At 68.8% G+C, this 16,782-nt stretch carries 13 protein-coding genes; 12 read left to right on the plus strand and 1 reads right to left on the minus strand.

Features of this window, described 5'->3' with window-relative positions; genetic code table 11:
- Nucleotides 1-60: 60 nt before the first annotated feature.
- Entirely contained in the window at nucleotides 61-1,311 is a 1,251-nt protein-coding gene (locus I6I07_RS22655) for an NnrS family protein (RefSeq protein WP_198483805.1), read from the minus strand.
- 243 nt (nucleotides 1,312-1,554) lie between these two features.
- Here I6I07_RS22655 and I6I07_RS22660 point away from each other — a divergent pair, with 243 nt between their 5' ends.
- The 12 genes from I6I07_RS22660 (at nucleotide 1,555) to I6I07_RS22715 (ending at nucleotide 16,739) form a co-directional block, all read left to right on the plus strand.
- Entirely contained in the window at nucleotides 1,555-2,814 is a 1,260-nt protein-coding gene (locus I6I07_RS22660) for an MFS transporter (protein WP_035360438.1), read from the plus strand.
- Nucleotides 2,815-2,838: 24 nt separating this feature from the next.
- Nucleotides 2,839-4,224 carry a NarK family nitrate/nitrite MFS transporter gene (locus I6I07_RS22665; protein ID WP_198483806.1) on the plus strand — a complete coding sequence of 462 codons (1,386 nt, stop codon included), beginning with the start codon at nucleotides 2,839-2,841 and terminating at the stop codon, nucleotides 4,222-4,224.
- Nucleotides 4,225-4,372: 148 nt separating this feature from the next.
- Nucleotides 4,373-8,128, plus strand: coding sequence for a nitrate reductase subunit alpha (locus I6I07_RS22670; RefSeq protein WP_198483807.1), 3,756 nt, complete (start codon nucleotides 4,373-4,375; stop codon nucleotides 8,126-8,128).
- On the plus strand, nucleotides 8,125-9,687 hold the full coding sequence (gene narH / locus I6I07_RS22675; protein WP_198483808.1) for a nitrate reductase subunit beta: 1,563 nt from the start codon (nucleotides 8,125-8,127) through the stop codon (nucleotides 9,685-9,687). The genes I6I07_RS22670 and narH overlap by 4 nt, the downstream gene beginning before the upstream one ends.
- 14 nt (nucleotides 9,688-9,701) lie before the next feature.
- The gene (gene narJ / locus I6I07_RS22680; protein ID WP_198483809.1) at nucleotides 9,702-10,349 is read left to right on the plus strand and encodes a nitrate reductase molybdenum cofactor assembly chaperone; all 648 of its coding nucleotides are present in this window, start codon (nucleotides 9,702-9,704) and stop codon (nucleotides 10,347-10,349) included.
- Nucleotides 10,350-10,366: 17 nt separating this feature from the next.
- Entirely contained in the window at nucleotides 10,367-11,050 is a 684-nt protein-coding gene (gene narI, locus I6I07_RS22685) for a respiratory nitrate reductase subunit gamma (RefSeq protein ID WP_198483810.1), read from the plus strand.
- A gap of 17 nt (nucleotides 11,051-11,067) precedes the next feature.
- The gene (locus tag I6I07_RS22690; protein WP_198483811.1) at nucleotides 11,068-11,826 is read left to right on the plus strand and encodes a peptidylprolyl isomerase; all 759 of its coding nucleotides are present in this window, start codon (nucleotides 11,068-11,070) and stop codon (nucleotides 11,824-11,826) included.
- Nucleotides 11,823-12,869, plus strand: coding sequence for a GTP 3',8-cyclase MoaA (gene moaA / locus I6I07_RS22695; protein WP_232625688.1), 1,047 nt, complete (start codon nucleotides 11,823-11,825; stop codon nucleotides 12,867-12,869). The genes I6I07_RS22690 and moaA overlap by 4 nt, the downstream gene beginning before the upstream one ends.
- A 3-nt stretch (nucleotides 12,870-12,872) precedes the next feature.
- Nucleotides 12,873-13,532: a carbonic anhydrase gene (locus I6I07_RS22700; RefSeq protein WP_198483812.1), complete on the plus strand. Its 660-nt coding sequence runs from the start codon at nucleotides 12,873-12,875 to the stop codon at nucleotides 13,530-13,532.
- Complete coding sequence (gene mobB / locus I6I07_RS22705; RefSeq protein ID WP_198483813.1) at nucleotides 13,529-14,026, plus strand: molybdopterin-guanine dinucleotide biosynthesis protein B; 498 nt, start codon at nucleotides 13,529-13,531, stop codon at nucleotides 14,024-14,026. The genes I6I07_RS22700 and mobB overlap by 4 nt, the downstream gene beginning before the upstream one ends.
- Nucleotides 14,027-14,117: 91 nt before the next feature.
- Complete coding sequence (locus I6I07_RS22710) at nucleotides 14,118-16,055, plus strand: type IV pili methyl-accepting chemotaxis transducer N-terminal domain-containing protein (RefSeq protein ID WP_198483814.1); 1,938 nt, start codon at nucleotides 14,118-14,120, stop codon at nucleotides 16,053-16,055.
- A 12-nt stretch (nucleotides 16,056-16,067) separates the two neighbouring features.
- Nucleotides 16,068-16,739, plus strand: a complete 672-nt coding sequence (locus I6I07_RS22715) for a response regulator (RefSeq protein WP_061071092.1) — start codon at nucleotides 16,068-16,070, stop codon at nucleotides 16,737-16,739.
- Nucleotides 16,740-16,782 lie beyond the last annotated feature (43 nt).

Raw genomic sequence — 16,782 nt, forward strand, 5'->3', positions numbered from 1 at the left:
GGCCGCAGACGGCGTGCGCCGCGGGGCTGCCCCCGCGCGCCGCCGCGCATGGCCACCGTGTCAGGGCGCCCGGCGCGGCCCGGCCGGCACGATCTTCATCATCGGCGCGGCGGGCTTGGCCGCGGCGTCCGCGCGCGGCCGGATCATCCACGGCAAGAAGCGCCACAGGTACAGGCCGAATGCCAGCGCCCAGGCGCAGGCCGAGGCGTGCAGCAGGCCGAGCGTGGCGCCGGTCGGCAGCAGGGCGGCCAGGCGCAGCAGCGCCGCCAGGATCACCAGGGCGTAGCTCAGCACCATGCTGCGGTCGGCGCGCAGCGGCCGGCCCAGGTGGCCCATGGCGGTGCGCGTGGCCATGCCGATGATCAGCACCGAGAAACCGGCCACGCCGATGACGTGCGCCGGCCAGGCGGGCCGCGCCACGTAGCCGGCCAGTTGCGCGGCGCCCACCAGCAGGCCGAGGCCCAGGCCCAGGTAACCCACGTACAGGATCCACAGCAGCGGCACGCGGCGCGCGGCCCACGGCTTCCAGGCCAGCCACTGCACCAACGCCAGGACGCCGGTGACGGCGAGCAACAGCGCGGCGGCGCGTGGCGCGCCGGCCAGCAGGCAGGCGATGGCCAGCACGCCGGCGCCCAGCTGCCAATGGCCGCTGCGGGTGTGGGGCGGAATCTCCAGGCCCGCAACGGCGCGCTTGGCGAAGAACGGCAGCACGCGGCGCGCGATCAGCAGTGTCAGCACCGCCATGGCGAGCAGGCCGCTGTTGAAGTAGCGCATCAGCGCCAGGTAGTCGCCGGCCAGCGCGGCGCGCAGGTACAGCGCATGGGCCACGGCCAGCGCCAACAGCAGCAGCGGCACGCCGTAGTTGCGGCGGTTGCGCGTGATCCAGACGGCGCGCGCCAGCGCGGCGGCGGCCCACAGGAAGAACAGCAGGTCGGCCGCCGCGGCGATCGCGAACGCGGTCATGCCGGGCGCCAGGTAGGCGCCGCGCGCCACCAGCCAGACCGCGCACAGCGCCGCCAGGGGGCCGCCGCGCAACGGATTGCGGCCGGTCCAGTTGGCGCCCGCGGTCATCAGGAAACCGACCGCGATGGTGGCCACGAAGCCCCACAGCATCTCGTGCGCGTGCCACGGCATGGCGGTCAGCACGCCCGTCAGGCGGGCCGGCGCGAACACCCACAGCAGCACCGAGGCCAGCGCCCAGAAACAGCCGGCCAGGTACAGCGGGCGAAAGCCCATTTCGGTGAAGGCGCGCCAGTTCGGCCGCGCGGCGTCGCCGGCGGTGGGTTCTTCGAGGGTGAGCAGGGGGGACATGGGGGCCTTTGCGCGGGGCTGCCTGGGCAGCGGTCTTTAATGTGTATTTGAAATACATATTAACGCCGCCGGCCGCAGCGCGCACAGCGCGCGCGTTTGATCCCGCGCAAACGCGGCGGTCTTTGCGGGGTGACTAGTCACATCGACAGGGGGGATTTGGTCGGCCGGCGAATGGTGGCGGACGGCGCGGATGCCTAGGCTTGGGGCTGTCGTATTCCGTGTGCAAAAAAAGCGAGAACCACCATGGCATCAACCCACCCCTCGGCCAGCGCGCCCATGCGGGTCCTGGTATCCAGCACCTTCGCATTCACCATCTGTTTTGCGGTATGGATGATCTTCGCGGTGCTGGGCATTCCCATCAAGACACAGCTCGGCCTGTCCGAGACCGAATTCGGCCTGCTGGCCGCCATGCCCGTGCTGACCGGCTCCCTGGTGCGGGTGCCCCTGGGCATCTGGACGGACCGCTACGGCGGCCGTCCGGTGTTCTTCGTGCTGATGCTGCTGGCGGTGGTGCCGATCTGGCTGCTGTCGTATGCCACCGAGTACTGGCAGTTCCTGGTGCTGGCGCTGTTCGTCGGCCTGACCGGCGGCTCGTTCTCGGTCGGCACGCCCTATGTGGCGCGCTGGTTTCCGCGCAACAAGCAGGGCCTGGCCATGGGCGTGTTCGGCGCCGGCAATTCGGGCTCGGCCATTACCAAGTTCGTGGCGCCGGCGCTGATCGCCGCCGCCGGCGGCGCCTGGGTGATCGTGCCGCAGGTCTATGCGGTGGCCCTGTTGGTGACGGCGATCCTGTTCTGGCTGTTCTCGGCCTCGGATCCGTCGCACCGGGTGGCCGGCGGCGCTTCGCTGCGCGCCCAGTTCGCGATGCTGAAGGACCCGCGCGTATGGCGCTACTGCCAGTACTACTCGGTGGTGTTCGGCGGCTACGTGGCGCTGGCGCTCTGGATGACCAAGTACTACATCGGCGAATACGGCTTCGACATGAAGCTGGCAGCGCTGCTGGCCGCGTGCTTCTCGCTGCCGGGCGGCGTGCTGCGCGCCATGGGCGGCTGGATCTCGGACCGCTACGGCGCCTACAAGACCACCTGGTGGGTGATGTGGGTGTGCTGGGTGGCGTTCTTCCTGCTGAGCTATCCGCAGACCCATTTCACCATCCTGACCACCGGCGGCCCGCGCCAGTTCGACATCGCCCTGGGCCCGACCAGCTTCACCATCCTGCTGTTCATCGTCGGCATCGCCATGGCCATCGGCAAGGCCTCGGTCTTCAAGTTCATCTCGGATGAGTTCGGCGAGAACATCGGCGCGGTCTCGGGCATCGTCGGCCTGGCCGGCGGCATGGGCGGCTTCATCCTGCCGATCCTGTTCGGCGTGCTGCTGGACCTGACCGGCGTGCGTTCCAGCGCCTTCATGCTGCTGTACGGCACGGTCTGCGTCTCGCTCATCTTCATGCACTTCAGCTTCCGGCCCGAAAGCGCCGCCACCGCGCGGCGGCAAGCCGCCTGATCCCGACCTCACCGGAGAAAACCTATGTCTTCCCATGTCCTGGCGCGCTGGGAGCCGGAAAACCCCGGCTTCTGGAAACAGACCGGCGCCCGTATCGCCAACCGCAATCTGTGGATTTCCATTCCCGCGCTGATGCTGGCGTTCAGCATCTGGATGCTGTGGAGCGTGGTGGTGGTCAACCTCGACCGCGCCGGCTTCATGCTGTCCAAGAACCAGCTGTTCTGGCTGACGGCGCTGCCGGCGCTGTCCGGCGCCACGCTGCGCATTTTCTATTCGTTCCTGGTGCCGGTGTTCGGCGGCCGCAAATGGACCGCGATCTCGACCGCCTCGCTGCTGATCCCGGCGCTGGGCATGGGCTTCGCGCTGCGCGACCCGACCACCTCGTTCCCGACGCTGCTGATCCTGGCGCTGCTGTGCGGCCTGGGCGGCGGCAACTTCAGCTCCAGCATGGCCAACATCAGTTTCTTCTTTCCCAAGGACAAGAAGGGCCTGGCCACCGGCCTGAACGCCGGCATCGGCAACCTGGGCGTGTCGCTGGTGCAGTTCGTGGTGCCGGTGGTGATCTCGATGGGCGTGTTCGGCGCCCTCGGCGGCGAGTCGCAGACGGTGACGGCCGGCGACGTCCAGCGCAGCCTGTGGCTGCAGAACGCCGGCTTCATCTGGGTCATCCCGATCGCGCTGGCCTCGCTGGCGGCGTGGTTCGGCATGAACGACATCGCCGACGCGCGCGCCTCGTTCGCCGACCAGGCGGTGATCTTCAAGCGCAAGCACAACTGGCTGATGTGCTGGCTGTACGTCGGCACCTTCGGCTCGTTCATCGGCTTCTCGGCCGGCTTCGCCATGCTGACCAAGACGCTGTTCCCGCAGGTCGACCCGACCACCTACGCCTTCCTGGGGCCGCTGGTGGGCTCGCTGACCCGGCCCGTGGGCGGCTGGGTGTCCGACAAGGTGGGCGGGGCGCGCGTCACGCTGTTCACCTTCGTCGGCATGATCGCCGCGGTGCTGGGCGTGGTGATGTTCCTGCCGCTGAACGGGCAGGGCGGAGATTTCAACGGCTTTTTGGCCATGTTCATCGTGCTGTTCGCGCTGACCGGCGTGGGCAACGGCTCGACCTTCCGCATGATCCCGGTGATCTTCCTGCGCGAACGCACCCAGGCCGCGCAAGGCAAGGGCGAGGCCGCGCAGAAGCAGGCGCTGACCGATGCCGCGCGCGAATCGGCCGCGGTGCTGGGTTTTTCCGGCGCGATCGGCGCCTACGGCGGCTTTTTCATCCCGCGCAGCTTCGGCACCTCGCTGGAGCTGACCGGCAGCGCCCAGGCGGCCCTGTATTGCTTCATCGGCTTCTACGCCACCTGCGTGCTGATCACCTGGTGGTTCTACGCGCGCCGCAACGCGCCCGTGCCCTGCTGAGGCCGGGTTGGCCGGGGTGACTAGTCACTCTGCCGCGCCCGCCCTGTGCCACCGGCGAATGGTCGGCCGGGCGGGCGACGCCTAAAGTGGTTATGACAGCACAGATTGCAGTACGCGCCGGCCGCGCCGGCGCTCTTGGAGAAACGCAATGAGTCATTTTCTGGACCGGTTGAAGTTCATGTCGCGGGTGAAATCCACCTACGCGGACGGTCACGGCGAAGTGGTCAATGAAGACCGCAAGTGGGAAAACGCCTATCGCGCCCGCTGGCAGCACGACAAGGTGGTGCGCTCGACCCACGGGGTCAACTGCACCGGCTCGTGCTCGTGGAAGGTGTACGTCAAGAACGGCCTGATCACCTGGGAAACCCAGCAGACCGACTACCCGCGCACCCGTCCCGACCTGCCCAACCACGAGCCGCGCGGCTGTCCCCGTGGCGCGTCCTACAGCTGGTACGTCTATTCGGCGCAGCGCGTGAAGTACCCGATGATGCGCGGCCGCCTGATGGAAATGTGGCGCGAGGCGCGCAAGACCATGGACCCGATCGCGGCCTGGGAATGGATCAGCCAGGACCCGGCGCGCGCCAGGCGCTACAAGTCGGTGCGCGGCCTGGGCGGCTTCGTGCGCACGGACTGGGACACGGCGATGGAAATGATCGCCGCCGCCAACGCCCTGACGATCAAGAAGTTCGGCCCCGACCGCGTCATCGGCTTTTCGCCGATTCCCGCCATGTCGATGGTCAGCTACGCCGCCGGCGCCCGCTACCTGAGCCTGCTGGGCGGCGCCTGCCTGAGCTTCTATGACTGGTATTGCGACCTGCCGCCGGCCAGCCCGCAGATCTGGGGCGAGCAGACCGACGTGCCGGAATCGGCCGACTGGTACAACTCGACCTACCTGATGGTATGGGGCTCGAACGTGCCGCAGACCCGCACCCCCGACGCCCACTTCTACACCGAGGTCCGCTACAAGGGCACCAAGACGGTCGCCGTGTCCAGCGACTTCGGCGAAATGGTCAAGTTCGGCGACATCTGGCTGGCGCCCAAGCAGGGCACCGACGCCGCGCTGGCGATGGCCATGGGCCACGTGATCCTCAAGGAATTCCACCTGTCGGGCGCCTCCGCCTATTTCCGCGACTACGTGCGCCGCTACACCGACATGCCGATGCTGGTGCTGCTCAAGGAGCGCGATGGCTTTTATGCGCCCGACCACTTCCTGCGCGCCTCGCAGCTGGACGGCGCGCTGGGCGAACAGAACAACCCCGACTGGAAGACGCTGGTGTTCGACGAAACCAGCGGCGACCTGGTGGCCCCCAACGGCAGCATCGGCTTTCGCTGGGGCGAGGGCGCGGTCAATGGCGGCGAGAAGGTCGGCCGCTGGAACCTGGAAGCGCGCGACGGCGGCAGCGGCCGCGCGATCGAGCCGCGCCTGAGCCTGGTGGACGGCGCCGACGCCGTGGTCGGCGTGGGTTTCCCGTACTTCGGCGCCGAGCACGACGAACTGCTGGTGCGCAACGTGCCGGTGCGCCGCATCCGCCTGGCCGATGGCAGCGAGGCCCTGGCGGCCACGGTGTACGACCTGCAGATGGCCAACTACGGCCTGGACCGCGGCCTGGGCGGCGGCAACGTGGCCACGTCCTATGACGACGACGTGCCCTACACCCCGGCCTGGCAGGAAAAGCACACCGGCGTGCCGCGTGCGCAGGTGATCCAGGTGGCGCGCGAGTTCGCGCAGAACGCCCACGATACCGAAGGCAAGTCGATGGTCATCGTCGGCGCCGGCCTGAACCACTGGTATCACATGGACATGATCTACCGCGGCATCATCAACATGCTGATGATGTGCGGCTGCGTCGGCAAGAGCGGCGGCGGCTGGGCCCACTACGTGGGCCAGGAAAAGCTGCGTCCGCAGTTCGGCTGGGCGCCGCTGGCGTTCGCCTCCGACTGGGTCCGTCCGCCGCGCCAGATGAACGGCACCTCGTTCTTCTACGCTCACACCAGCCAGTGGCGCCATGAAAAGCTGAACGTGCAGGAAGTGCTGGGCCCGACCGCCGACCGCGGCCGCTACGGCGACCTCAGCATGATCGACCTGAACGCCCGCGCCGAGCGCATGGGCTGGCTGCCGTCGGCGCCGCAGCTGCGCACCAACCCGCTGGACCTGACCGCGCAGGCCGAGGCCGCCGGCAAGGACCCGGTGGCCCACGCCGTCGAGCAGCTCAAGTCCGGCGAACTGCGCATGTCCTGCGAAGACCCGGACGATCCCGCCAACTTCCCGCGCAACATGTTCGTGTGGCGCTCCAACATCCTGGGCTCCAGCGGCAAGGGCCATGAGTACTTCCTGAAGTACCTGCTGGGCACGCAGAACGCCGTGTTCGGCGACGAGGCCGACGCCATCAAGCCGGTCGAGGTCACCTACCAGGAAGACGCGGCCGAGGGCAAGCTCGACCTGCTGACGGTGCTGGACTTCCGCATGAGCACCACCTGCCTGTACGGCGACATCGTGCTGCCGACGGCCACCTGGTACGAGAAGGACGACCTCAACACGTCCGACATGCACCCCTTCATCCACCCGTTGAGCGAGGCCGTGCAGCCGCTCTGGGAAAGCAAGACCGACTGGGAGATCTACAAGCTGCTGGCCAGGAAGTTCAGCGAGATCGGCGGCCCGTACCTGGGCAAGCGCCGCGACCTGGTGCTGACGCCGCTGATGCACGACACCCCCGGGGAACTGGGCCAGGCCTTCGAACCCAAGGACTGGAAGCTGGGCGAGTGCGACCTGGTGCCGGGCAAGACCGCGCCTAACATGACCGTGGTCGAGCGCGACTACAACGACATCTACCGCAAGTTCACCTCGGTGGGTCCGCTGCTGGACAAGCTGGGCAACGGCGGCAAGGGCATCAACTGGAACACCGAGCATGAAGTGGGCGAACTGGCCGGCATCAACGAGCGCGTGGACGAACCCGGCGTGAGCCAGGGCCGGCCGCGGCTGGACACCGCCATCGACGCCGCCGAAATGATCCTGACCTTCGCGCCCGAGACCAATGGCCACGTGTCGGTCAAGGCCTGGGAAGCGCTGGGCAAGATCACCGGCCGCGACCACACCCACCTGGCGGTCGGCCGCGAGCACGACAAGATCCGCTTTCGCGACATCCAGGCGCAGCCGCGCAAGATCATCTCGGCGCCAACCTGGTCGGGCCTGGAAAGCGAAGAGGTCAGCTACAACGCCGGCTACACCAACGTGCACGAACTGATCCCATGGCGCACCCTGACCGGCCGCCAGCAGTTCTACCAGGACCACCGCTGGATGCTGGACTTCGGCGAGGGTTCGTGCGTCTACAAGCCGGCGATCGACACCAAGACCGTCGCCCCGATGCTGGGCCGCTATCCGAACGGTGAAAAGGAGCTGGTGCTGAACTGGCTGACGCCGCACCAGAAGTGGGGCATCCACAGCACCTATTCCGACAACCTGCGCATGCTGACCCTGAGCCGCGGCGGTCCCCACGTGTGGATCTCCGAGACCGAGGCCAAGCAGGCCGGGCTGGTCGACAACGACTGGGTCGAGGTCTTCAACGTCAACGGCACGCTGACCGCGCGGGTGGTGGTGAGCCAGCGCGTGCCGGCCGGCATGTGCCTGATGTACCACGCCCAGGAAAAGATCGTGAACGTGCCGGGCGCGGAGACCAGCGGCAAGCGCGGCGGCATCCACAACTCGGTGACGCGCACCGTGCTCAAGCCGACCCACATGATCGGCGGCTACGCGCAGCAGGCCTACGGCTTCAACTACTACGGCACCGTGGGCGCCAACCGCGACGAATTCGTGGTGCTGCGCAAGATGAAGAAGGTGGACTGGCTGGAAGGCCCGCTGGTCGAAGACCCCGCCGTCCAAACGCAACAGGAAGAGAAGCAATCATGAGGATACGCGCCCAAATCGGCATGGTGCTGAATCTGGACAAGTGCATCGGCTGCCACACTTGCTCGGTCACCTGCAAGAACGTCTGGACCAGCCGCGACGGCGTCGAGTACGCCTGGTTCAACAACGTCGAGACCAAGCCCGGCATCGGCTATCCCAAGGAATGGGAGAACCAGGAAAAGTGGAAGGGCGGCTGGCGCCGCACGGCGGCGGGCAAGCTGGAACCGCGCCAGGGCGGCAAGCTGCGCATCCTGGCCAACCTGTTCGCCAACCCGAACCTGCCGCAGATCGACGACTACTACGAGCCGTTCACCTTCGACTACGAGCACCTGAAGAACGCGCCGCTGTCGCAGACGCCGCCCACGGCGCGCCCGGTGTCGGTGCTGACCGGCAAGAAGATGGACAAGATCGTCTGGGGCCCGAACTGGGAAGACGACCTGGGCGGCGAATTCGCCGCGCGCAGCCGCGACGCCCTGTTCGAAGGCGTGCAGAAAGAGATGTACTCGACCTTCGAGAACACCTTCATGATGTACCTGCCGCGCCTGTGCGAACACTGCCTGAACCCGGCCTGTGTCGCCAGCTGCCCGTCGGGCTCGATCTACAAGCGCGAGGATGACGGCATCGTGCTGGTCGACCAGGACAAGTGCCGCGGCTGGCGCATGTGCATCTCGGGCTGCCCGTACAAGAAGATCTACTACAACTGGCACAGCGGCAAGGCCGAGAAGTGCACCTTCTGCTACCCGCGCATCGAGGCCGGCCAGCCGACCGTGTGCTCGGAAACCTGCGTGGGCCGCATCCGCTACCTGGGCGTCATGCTGTACGACGCCGACCAGATCGAACGCGCCGCCGCCGTGGGCAACGAGCAGGACCTGTACGAGTCGCAGCTGGACCTGTTCCTGGATCCGCATTCGCCCGAGGTGATCGCCGCCGCGCGCGAGCAGGGCATCCCGGAATCGTGGCTGGAAGCCGCGCGCCAGTCGCCGGTCTACAAGATGGCGGTGGAGTGGCGCGTCGCCTTCCCGCTGCATCCGGAGTACCGCACGCTGCCGATGGTCTGGTACATCCCGCCGCTGTCGCCGATCCAGACCGCGGCCGAGGCGGGCAAGATGCCGCAGCGCACGCTGGGCAAGAGCGCCATGATCCCGGACGTGGCCAGCCTGCGCATCCCGGTGCGCTACCTGGCCAACCTGCTGACCGCGGGCAAGGAAGCCCCGGTGCTGCAGGCGCTCGAACGGATGCTGGCGATGCGCGCCTACAAGCGTTCCGAGACCGTGCACGGCGAGCACGACACGGCCCTGCTGGAGCAGGTCGGCCTGTCGGAGGAAACCGTGCAGGACATGTACCGCATCATGGCCATCGCCAACTACGAGGACCGCTTCGTGGTGCCCAGCAGCCACAAGGAAATCGTCGAGGACAGCTTCAACGAGAAGGGCAGCTGCGGCTTCACCTTCGGCAACGGCTGCTCGGGCGGCGTCTCGGAAGGCACGCTGTTCGGCCGCAAGCCGCAGGGCAGCGAGATCTTCATCGAGATGCCGAAGTCGCGCAAGAAGGCCACGGCCTGAGACGGGAGAACACCATGAGCCTTTATCGCCTGCTTTCCGCGCTGCTCTGCTACCCCGAACAGGAGCTGCTCGACGCCCTGACCGAGGTCGAGAGCGCGCTGGCCGCCTATCCGGAGGCCGAGGAGACCCTGCAACCGCTGATCGGTTACCTGGCCAGCCAGGACCTGATTCCGTTGCAGGAGAACTACGTCGCCACCTTCGACCGCAACCGCGCCCATTCTCTGCACCTGTTCGAGCACGTGCACGGCGAAAGCCGCGACCGTGGCCAGGCCATGGTCGACCTGCTCGAGACCTACCGCCAGCACGGCTTCGAGCCGGTGGTGTCGGAACTGCCGGACCACGTGCCGCTGTTCCTGGAGTTCCTGGGCGTGATCGACCCGGCCGTGGCGCAGGACCTGCTGGACGACGCCATCCACGTGCTGGCCGCCATCGGCGCGCGCCTGGCGCGCAACGAAAGCCCGTACGCCAGCGTCTTCGTCGTGCTGCGCGGCCTGTCGCGGGTCACGCCGCGCGAACAGACCGCGCCGCCGGTGCGCGACATGGACGAAGCCATGGAGACCTTCGGCACCGGCGCCGACGGCGTCGAGCCGCTGCTGCGCCCGTTCTCGGGCGACGGCGCGCAAGCCGTGCGCTTCTATCCCCGCGCGCCGGCGACCCGCTAATTTCCAGGACACGCATCATGAATTCCCTGAACCAGTTCTTCTTCGGCATCTATCCCTACATCGCCCTGACGGTGTTCCTGCTGGGCAGCCTGGCGCGCTTCGAGCGCGAGCAGTACACCTGGAAGACCGACAGCTCGCAGCTGCTGCACCGCGGCCAGCTGCGGCTGGGCAATATCCTGTTCCACGTCGGCATCCTGGGGCTGTTCTTCGGCCACCTGGTCGGCCTTTTGACCCCGGTGGTGGTGTGGGACACGCTGGGCGTATCGCACACGCTCAAGCAGACGGTGGCCATGGTGGCCGGCGGCGTCATGGGCGGGCTGTGCCTGATCGGCCTCCTGATCCTGATCCACCGCCGCCTGAGCGACCCGCGCATCCGCAAGACCACCCGGCCCGGCGACAAGCTGTTGCTGCTGTGGATCCTGGTGACGCTGCTGCTGGGCCTGTCCACCATCGCGCTGTCGGCCGGCCACATGGACGGCGAGATGATGGTGCGCCTGATGCACTGGGCGCAGCACATCGTCACCTTCCGCAGTGGCGCCGCCGACTTCGTGGCCGAGGTGCCGCCGTTGTTCAAGGCGCACCTGTTCATGGGCCTCACCCTGTTCGTGATCTTCCCGTTCACGCGCCTGGTGCACGTCTGGAGCGGCTTCGCCTCGGTCGGCTACCTGGGCCGCGCCTGGCAACTGGTGCGTCCGCGCTGAGCGACAAGGAGGCCGACATGCCTGTGACCATCAACGGCGTCGAACTGACCGACGCGGATATGGAACAAGAACTGCCGCTGCACGCGGACGCGCCCAACCCGATGCGCGCCGCCACCACGGCGCTGGTGCTGCGGCGGGTGCTGCTGGACGAGGCGGCAAGGCAGGGGCTGGACCCCGCCTCGGAAGACGACGCCATCGGCGCCTTGCTGGCGCGCCACGCGCCGGCGCCCGAGGCCGACGAGGCGGCCTGCCGGCGCTACTACCAGGCCAATCCGCAGCGCTTCATCGTGGGCGAGCTGATCGAGGCCGACCACATCCTGTTCCAGGTCACCCCCGGGGTGAACCTGGACATGCTGCGGGCCCACGCCAGCGCCGTGCTGGCCGACCTGCTGGCCGATCCTTCCACCTTCGCCGAAGTGGCGCGGCGGCAGTCGAACTGTCCGTCCGCGGCGGTCGGCGGTAACCTGGGACAGCTGGGGCGCGGCGACACGGTGCCCGAATTCGAGAAGGCCGTGTTCGCCTTGCCGGCCGGCGGCCTGCTGCCGCAGGTGCTGGAGACCCGCCACGGGCTGCACATCGTGCGGGTGACGCGGCGCATCGAAGGACGGCTGCTGCCGTTCGAGCAGGTGCATGAATCGATCGCCTCGGCCCTGACCGCCGCCAGCCGCGACACCGCCTGGCGCCAGTACGCCAGGCTGCTGGTGGAACGCGCCGACGTGCGCGGCATCGACCTGGGCGGCGCCGAGGACGACCGGGTGTTCGGGAGCCCGTCATGACGCCCGCTCCCGCCCTGGCGGTGGCGCCGGCGGCTTCGGTTGCCACCCTCGCGCCCGCCGCGCCGCGGGGGCTGGTCGACGGTTTCGGCCGCCGCATCGACTACCTGCGCGTCTCGGTCACCGACCGCTGTGACCTGCGCTGCGGCTACTGCATGCCCAAGGGCTTCAAGGGTTTCGAGGAGCCCGCCAACTGGTTGCGCCACGACGAAATGGCGCGCCTGGTGGATCTGTTCGCCGGCCTGGGCGTGCGCCGCGTGCGCCTGACCGGCGGCGAACCGCTGCTGCGCCGGGGCGTGACGGACCTGGCGGCCACCATCGCCGCGTTGCCGGGGGTGGACGACCTGTCGCTGTCGACCAACGGCACCCAGCTGGCGCGCCATGCGGCCGCATTGCGCGCGGCGGGCGTGGATCGCCTGAATATCAGCCTGGACACGCTGGACGCGGCCGAGTTCGGCCGCATCACCGGCCGCGACTGCCTCGACGCGGTGCTGGCGGGGCTGCGCGCCGCGCGCGACGCGGGCTTCGCGCCGATCAAGCTCAACAGCGTGGTGCACGCCGCCACGCCCGAAGCCGACGTGCGCAGGCTGCTGGACTACGCCGTGGCGCAGGGCTTCATCCTGCGCCTGATCGAGCCGATGCCGGTGGGCGATTGCGGCCGCCGCTACGCCCATGCCGACCTGGGCGCGCTGGGCGCGCGGCTCGCGGCCGACGCCGGCCTGGTGCCGGCGCTGGCGGGGCAGGGCGCGGGCCCGGCGCGCTACTGGAGCGCCGGCGGCGGCGCCCCGGTGCTGGGCGTCATCACCCCCATGTCGCGCCATTTCTGCGCCGCCTGCAACCGCGTGCGGCTGGGGGTGGACGGCACGCTCTACCTGTGCCTGGGCCAGGAAGACCAGGTGCCGCTGGGCCGGCTGCTGCGCGACGGCGCCAGCGACGCCGAGCTGGAACAGGCGATCCGGGCCGGCATCGCCGCCAAGCCGGAACGCCACGAATTCACCACCCGGCCCGAGCGCATCGTGCGCTTCATGTCGCAGACCGGAGGCTGAACCATGCGCGACCTGGAACGGCTGGTGGACGGCTTTCAACGCTTCCAGCAGCAATACTACGAAGAGGCGCCGTCGCTCTACCGCAACCTGCGCGACGGCCAGCACCCCAGCACGCTGCTGGTGGGCTGCTGCGACTCGCGGGTCGATCCGGCCATGCTGCTGGGCTGCGATCCGGGCGACATCTTCACCGTGCGCAACGTCGCCAACCTGGTGCCGCCGCCAGACCGCGACCAGGGCCATCACGGCGTGCTGGCCGCGATCCAGTTCGCGGTCGAGCAGCTCAAGGTCAGCCGCATCATCGTGCTGGGCCATGCCCAGTGCGGCGGCATCCGCGCGCTGATGGAACGGCCGGCACGCGGCGACGGCGAGCCGGATTACCTGAACCGCTGGATGGACATCGCCGAACCGGCGCGCCAGCGGGTGCTGAACCAGATGCCGGCGGCCTCCGCGGCCGAGCGCCGGCGGGCCTGCGAGCAGGCCTCGATCCTGATCTCGCTGCGCAACCTGGAGGCGTTGCCGTGCGTGCAGCGGCGCCTGCAGGCCGGCGACCTGACCCTGCACGGCTGGTATTTCGACCTGGTGGCGGGCGCTTTGCTGGCATACTCGGCGCGGGCGGACGCGTTCCTGCCCATCGTCTGTCCCTTGTTCACGGAGCCCGCATGACCCCCGTTTTCGGCATCGCCGGCCGCTCAGGCAGCGGCAAGACCACCCTGATCGAGGCCATGCTGCCGCTGCTGGGCGCGCGCGGCCTGAAGGTCAGCGTCATCAAGCACAGCCACCACGACTTCGAAATGGAGCCGCCCGCCAAGGACAGCGCGCGCTTTCGCCAGGCCGGGGCGCAGGAGGTGATGGTGGCGTCGCCGTTCCGCTACGCCATCGTGCATGAGCTGCGCGGAGCGCCCGAGCCGTCGCTGGCCGAGCAGGTGGCCCGCCTGGCGCCGGCCGACCTGGTGCTGGTCGAGGGCTTCAAGCAGGCCGCCATCCCCCGCATCGAGGTCTACCGCCCGGCGCTGGGCAAGCCGCCGCTGCACGCCGAGGACGCCAGCTTCCTGGCCGTCGTGACCGACGCGGCGCTCGATACCGGCTTGCCCTGCCTGCCGTTGAACGACCCGGCGGCGGTGGCCGATTTCATCGTCCGCGCGCTGGGGCGGGGCTGAGCGAAAGGACTACACTTGACCGGGTAGGCCGCGCCGCGCGCGGCCGTCCCCGGCCCAGCCGTCCCGCCCGTCCACCCGCAAGCCTTTCCTGATGACCATGCCCGATTCCTCCGCCGACGCCCAGGGGCTGCCGTCGCCGCGCCACCGGCTGTCGACGCGCATCGTCGCCAGTTCGCTGCTGGCGCTGATCGTGGTGCTGGGCATGATTGGCCTGACGCTGTGGCTGTCGTGGCAGCTGGAAGGGGCGGGCGCGGCCATCAACGACACCGGCAGCCTGCGCATGCGCGCCAACCGCGTCGCGGTCGAGCTGATGCGGCCGCAGGCCGGGCGCCAGGTGCGCACCGAGGAACAGGTGCGGCTGATGGACGACACCATTGCCCGGCTGGAGCGCGGCAACCCGGCGCGGCCGCTGTTCATTCCCAACGACCCGACCATCCGCCAGCATTGGCATGGCGTGGCCGACTACTGGCGCGACATCATGCGGCCGGCGGCGATGCGCGCCATCGCCCGCGAGGACGCGGCGGAATACCTGCAGACGCTGCCCGATTTCGTCGCCCGCGCCGACGAGCTGGTGCGCATGATCGAACAGGACAACGCCGGCAAGACCACCTCGTTGCGGCTGTCGCAGGGCGTGCTGGCGGCCATCGCCAGCGCCGGCACCCTGGCGATGATCTACCTGCTGTACCTGTGGATCATCGCGCCGGTCCTGCGCCTGCGCGACGGCCTGCAGCGCATGGCGGCGCGCGAGTTCAGCACCCGCCTGCCGGTCGAGAGCGAGGACGAGTTCGGCGTGCTGTCGCGCGGTTTCAACCGCATGGCCGACGAGTTGCAGAGCCTGTACACCGGCCTGGAGCAGCGCGTGGGCGAAAAGACCGCGCAGCTGGCGGCGCAGAACCGCGACATCGGCGCGCTGTACGACATGGCGGCGTTCCTGAACCAGCCCAACGACATCGAGGCGATGTGCCAGGGCTTCCTGCGCCGCGTCATGCTGCAGTTCGACGCCGAGGGCGGCAGCATCCGCGCGCTCGATCCCGACAACGAAAAGCTCAACCTGGTGGTGTCGGTGGGGCTGTCCGAGGAACTGGTCGAGTCCGAGCACTGCATGCGGGTCGACGACTGCTATTGCGGCGTGGCCACCCGCCAGGCCGGCGTCATCGTGATCCAGGACCTGCGCCAGGTGCCGTCGCAGGCGGACCTGAACTGCCAGCGCGACGGCTTCGCCAGCGTGGCCGTGTTCCGCATCGTTACGCGCGACGAGGTGCTGGGCTCGTATTCGCTGCATTTCCGCGAGCCGCGCAAGCTGGCCGCGTCCGAATCGCAGCTGCTGGAGACCCTGGGACAGCACCTGGGGGTGGCGCTGGACAACCGCCGCCTGGGCGCCCAGGCGCGCCAGCTGGCGGTGGTGCAGGAGCGCGGCCTGGTGGCGCAGGGGCTGCACGACAGCCTGGCGCAAGGGTTGAATTTCCTGAACCTGCAATTGCAGCTGCTGGACGCCGCGGTCAAGCGCGGCGACCAGGCCGAGGTCGAGGAGATCCTGCCGCTGCTGCGCACCGGCGTGGATGAAAGCTACAAGGACGTGCGCGAACTGCTGACCAATTTCCGCGACAAGCTCGGCCAGGGCGACCTGAAGACCGCCATCCAGGACACGGTCGAGCGTTTCCGCCGCCAGACCGGCATGCGCACGGACCTGGCCTTCAGCCAGGGCGTGGGCGCGCCGCTGGCGCCCGAACAGCAGTTGCAGGTGCTGTTCATCCTGCAGGAAGCGCTGTCCAACGTGCGCAAGCATTCCGAGGCGGACCGGGTCGACATCGTGGTGCGCAACGACCGCGATTTCAACCTGCTGATCGCCGACAACGGCCAGGGCTACGACCCGGCCGAGGTGTCGGAGCGCGGCGAGGCCCACATCGGCCTGCACATCATGCGCGAACGCGCCGCCCGCATGCATGGCACGATTACAATGAAGTCCCGGCCCGGCGGCGGCACGCGCATCGCGCTGACCCTGCCCGGGGCTGAACGCCAGGCCGCCTGAGCCATCAAGACCATGCCCATCCGTATCCTGCTCGTCGACGACCACACCCTGTTCCGCTCGGGGATGCGCCTGCTGCTGCAGCGCCAGCCCGATTTCGAGATCGTGGCCGAGGCCGGTGACGGCGTCGAGGGCCTCAAGCGCGCCAAGGAACTCAAGCCCGACGTGGTGCTGCTGGACCTGAACATGCCGGGCCTGTCGGGGCTGGAGACGCTGCAGCTGCTGACGCAGGACCTGCCGTCCTGTGCGGTCATCATCCTGACGGTCTCCGAAGAGGCCGACGAGCTCGGCCAGGCGCTGCGCGACGGCGCCCGCGGCTACCTGCTCAAGAACATCGACGCCGAGGCGCTGACCACCGCCATCCGCCGCGCCGCCGGCGGAGAGCCGGTGATCGCCGAAAGCATGACGGCCAAGCTGGTCGAACAGTTCCGCGGCCAGGCCAGTCTGGCCGCGCAGGCGCCGGCGGGGCAGGCCGAGCGCCATCGCCTCACGGCGCGCGAACGCCAGATCGTGCAATGCCTGGCGCGCGGCGCCAGCAACAAGGTCATTGCGCGCGAGCTCGACGTCAGCGAAAGCACGGTCAAGATCCACGTGCAGAACGTGCTGAAGAAACTCAACCTGACCAGCCGCGTGCAGGTGGCCGTCTACGCCGTCGAACACGGCCTGCACGGCGACGATCCGGTCTGACATCGCGCGGCGGCGGCGCCGCCGCCGCGGGGTTTGATCTGCG

Origin of the sequence: Achromobacter deleyi, assembly GCF_016127315.1 — a bacterium.
Lineage (GTDB): Bacteria > Pseudomonadota > Gammaproteobacteria > Burkholderiales > Burkholderiaceae_B > Achromobacter > Achromobacter insuavis_A.